At 64.7% G+C, this 3,358-nt stretch carries 3 protein-coding genes and 1 pseudogene; 2 read left to right on the forward strand and 2 right to left on the reverse strand.

Going from position 1 to position 3,358, the window contains the following annotated elements:
- A partial coding sequence (locus ACE3UY_RS05465) for an FKBP-type peptidyl-prolyl cis-trans isomerase (protein WP_374686540.1) occupies positions 1-890 on the forward strand: 890 nt, incomplete at its 5' end.
- A 124-nt stretch (positions 891-1,014) separates the two neighbouring features.
- Complete coding sequence (locus ACE3UY_RS05470; protein ID WP_374686541.1) at positions 1,015-1,419, forward strand: VOC family protein; 405 nt, start codon at positions 1,015-1,017, stop codon at positions 1,417-1,419.
- 142 nt (positions 1,420-1,561) lie between these two features.
- Here ACE3UY_RS05470 and ACE3UY_RS05475 read toward each other — a convergent pair whose 3' ends face one another.
- Together ACE3UY_RS05475 and ACE3UY_RS05480 are read right to left on the reverse strand one after the other, a co-directional pair.
- Positions 1,562-2,608 (reverse strand): 2-oxoacid:ferredoxin oxidoreductase subunit beta, encoded by a 1,047-nt coding sequence (locus tag ACE3UY_RS05475; RefSeq protein WP_374686542.1) that lies wholly within the window; start codon positions 2,606-2,608, stop codon positions 1,562-1,564.
- Positions 2,609-2,717: 109 nt separating this feature from the next.
- Positions 2,718-3,358 (reverse strand): annotated as a pseudogene (locus tag ACE3UY_RS05480) (hypothetical protein); the annotation flags it as partial.

A 3,358-nucleotide genomic window follows, 5' to 3' on the forward strand; every position in this document is an offset into this window, starting at 1 on the left:
TGCTGATGAAAGAGGGCGGCAAGTCCCGTCTCATCATCCCGCCCGACCTGGCCTTTGGCGAGGAAGGAGCCGGCGGCATTATCCCGCCCAACGCCACCATTTACATGGACGTGGAACTGCTGACGGCCGTCGCCCCGCCCGTCCCCACCGCTGTCGATGAGGCCGACCTGACGACGACCGAATCCGGCCTCCAATACTTCGACATCGTCGAGGGCGAGGGGGAGATGCCGGTGCAGGGTCAGGAGATCGTCACGACCTACGCCGCCTGGCTGCAAGACGGCCAGGCGTATGTCGCCTCGTCGGACACCCAGGGTGAGCCGCTGACGTTCGCGCTGGGCAGCGACAGCGTCTTCCCCGGCTGGGAAGAGGGCCTCTCCACCATGAAGAAGGGCGGCAAGCGCTACCTGGTCATCCCGGCCGAACTGGCCCTGGGCGAGGAGGGCGGCGGCAAGATTCCGCCCAACGCCACGCTCATCATGGAAGTCGAACTGGTGGACATCCTGTCGCTGGTGCTGCCGACGGAGATCGATGAGGGCGACTTCACCGTGACCGAGAGCGGCCTGAAGTACTACGACATCGTCGAGGGCGACGGGGCCGTGGCCGAGGCGGGCCAGACCGTCACCGTCAACTACACCGGCTGGCTGACTGACAACGTGAAGTTCGACAGCTCGCTCGACAGCGGCGTGCCCTTCCCGTTCACGCTGGGCACGGGCGCGGTCATCCCCGGTTGGGATGAGGGCGTGGCCGGCATGAAGGTCGGCGGCAAGCGCCAGCTGGTCATCCCGGCCGAACTGGGTTACGGCGACACCGGCAGCGGCACTATCCCGCCCGGCGCGACGCTCATCTTCGAGGTCGAACTGCTCGACGTGCAGGACGCCGCCACTGAGTAAGAAATGATTTAACCACGGATTTTCACGGATTGGGCGGATGAACACGGATTGAGTCAATTTTCAATCCGTATCATCCGTAGAATCCGTGAAAATCCGTGGTTCATTTATTCTCCCGGGAGAAGTTATGATCCGTAAGATCAGTCACGTGTCCCTCACCGTCAAAGACCAGTACGAAGCGGCCCAGTGGTATCAAGAGAAGCTGGATTGGGTCATCAAGCGGGACGAACCCTTCCCCGGCAACCCGGAAAATCGCTGGGTGTCCATCGCGCCAGCCGGGCAGACGGAGATCGAGGTCGTCCTGGAGCTACCGCAGTGGGGCATGACCTCGGCCACGTCACAGGGCGAGACGGTCGGCCGCGCCGCCGGCTTCACGCTGGAGACCGACGACTGCCGCGGCGACTACGAGCGCTTTAAGGCCCGCGGCGTGCAGTTCATGGAGGAGCCAGCCGAACTGGCGTGGGGCATTTCCTGTGTCTTTGCTGATCTGTATGGACATCTGCACAATCTGGTGCAGCCGCATGGGGAGTGAATTCAACACGGATTACACGGATAATACGGATTATACGGATTGAAAACGGGCCGAAGCGTCTACGAGAGTACGCTTCGGCCCTTTTTGTTGCCGTCTTATAGACCCCATGCGCATCTGAGGATGCGCACTCCGCAGGCGCCGGCTACATCAACCCACTCATCAGCGCTTCCAACGTCGCCCGCGGCGGCCGGATGCGCTCGTCGGGCAGCGCGCTCAGCGGCTCATCCACCAGCCGACTGGTCTCGGCCAGTGACGGCCGCGACTCGTTCAGATAGATCAGCCCGGTGATAAACTCCTGCTGTTCCTGCGCCCACTGGAGCCGGTGCATCGCTCCCAGCCGGTCGGTCGGGTCGTAGTCCGCTTCCAGCTTGCGCAACTGGATGCGGGAGCCGTCGTGCATCTCGACCACGCGCATCTCGCCGGGGTCATACGCCTCGATCTCGATCTCCGCCTCCTTGGGGATGAAGCCGATGCCGTGCAGCGGAATCTCGTGTTCCTTGCCGTAGCTATAGCTCTTAGTCGAGGCGTCATCGTTGTTGAAAGCCACGCACGGGCTGATGATGTCCAGCACGGCCGTGCCGCGGTGGCTCAGCGCCGCCTTCATCAGCTCGCGCACCTGGGCCGCGTCGCCGGAGAAAGAGCGGGCCACGAAGCCGCAGCCGGCCAGAATGGCTTCCATGCAGATGTCGATGGGCGGGAACTCATTCGTCCCGGCGTACTTGAGCGATTGCCCCTCGTCGGCCGTGGCCGAAAACTGCCCCTTGGTCAGGCCGTAGACGCCGTTGTTCTCCACCACGTAGACCATGCGCACGTTGCGGCGCAGCAGGTGCTTGAACTGCCCCAGGCCGATGCTGGCTGAGTCGCCGTCGCCGCTGACGGCGATGGCCTGCAGGTGGTGGTTGGCGATCAGCGCGCCTGTCGCCAGCGAGGGCATGCGGCCGTGCAGCGTGTTGAAGCCGAAGCTCTGGCCCAGGAAGTAGGCCGGCGACTTGCTGGAGCAGCCGATGCCGCTCAGCTTTAGCATCTCGTGCGGCCGGACGTTCATCTCGTAGGCCACCTGCACGATCTGGTTGGCGATGGAGTTATGCCCGCAGCCCTGGCAGAGCGTCGAGGGCAAGCCCTTGTAATCCGCCTGGGCCAGGCCAATGGCATTGACCCGGCCGGGGCGGGGAGTTGTCATTTCGGTCATCAATCTATCTCCCGGTGCGATGCACTTTCTGAAGTGCGTCGCATCTTCCTAAACTCAGCTTACCGCGCGACAGTGCATCGCACTTCAGAAAGTGCGACGCACCGAGGGGCTACTTCTCCCCCGCAATCACTTCCCGATTCCTTCCATCATGTCCCATGTCCGTCAGCCCGCTATCGCCGCGCGGCATACCGTTGCCGGGGGAGAGCGAGCCATCGCCGGGCAGGTCGAGTTCCGTCGCCCCTTCCTTGCGCGCCTGGCGCGAGGAGCCGTTGGTCGGCGCCCGGCGAGGGCGCAGCGACTCCTGCGCCGCGATCGCCTCCACCACCCAGCGCGCCGTCAACGGCATGCCATCCAGGTGGGCCAGCGACACCAGCCGCGTCGCCAGCGCCGGCAGTTCCGAGCGCAGCAGCGTGTGCATCTGCCCGTCGCGGTTCAACTCGACCACGTAGACCCGGTCGTGCCGGGCGATGAACGCCTCGACCTCGTCATTGATGGGCAGCGCCCGCAGGCGCATAAAGCTCGTGGGGATGCTGGCCGCGGCCAGCCGGTCGCGGGCCTCGATGATGGCCGGCTCCGTCGTGCCGTAGGCGATGAGGCCGATCTCCGCCCCCTTCACCTCGTCGATGACCGGGCCGGGCACGAGCGAGCGCGCCGTGTCGAACTTGCGCGCCAGCCGCAGCATGTTGCTCTCCCAGTCCTCCGGCCGCTCGCTGTAAACGGCGGCGTCGTTGTGACCGGTGCCGCGGCCAA

It is taken from the genome of Promineifilum sp. (SeqCode), from assembly GCF_041918635.1.
GTDB lineage: Bacteria > Chloroflexota > Anaerolineae > Promineifilales > Promineifilaceae > Promineifilum.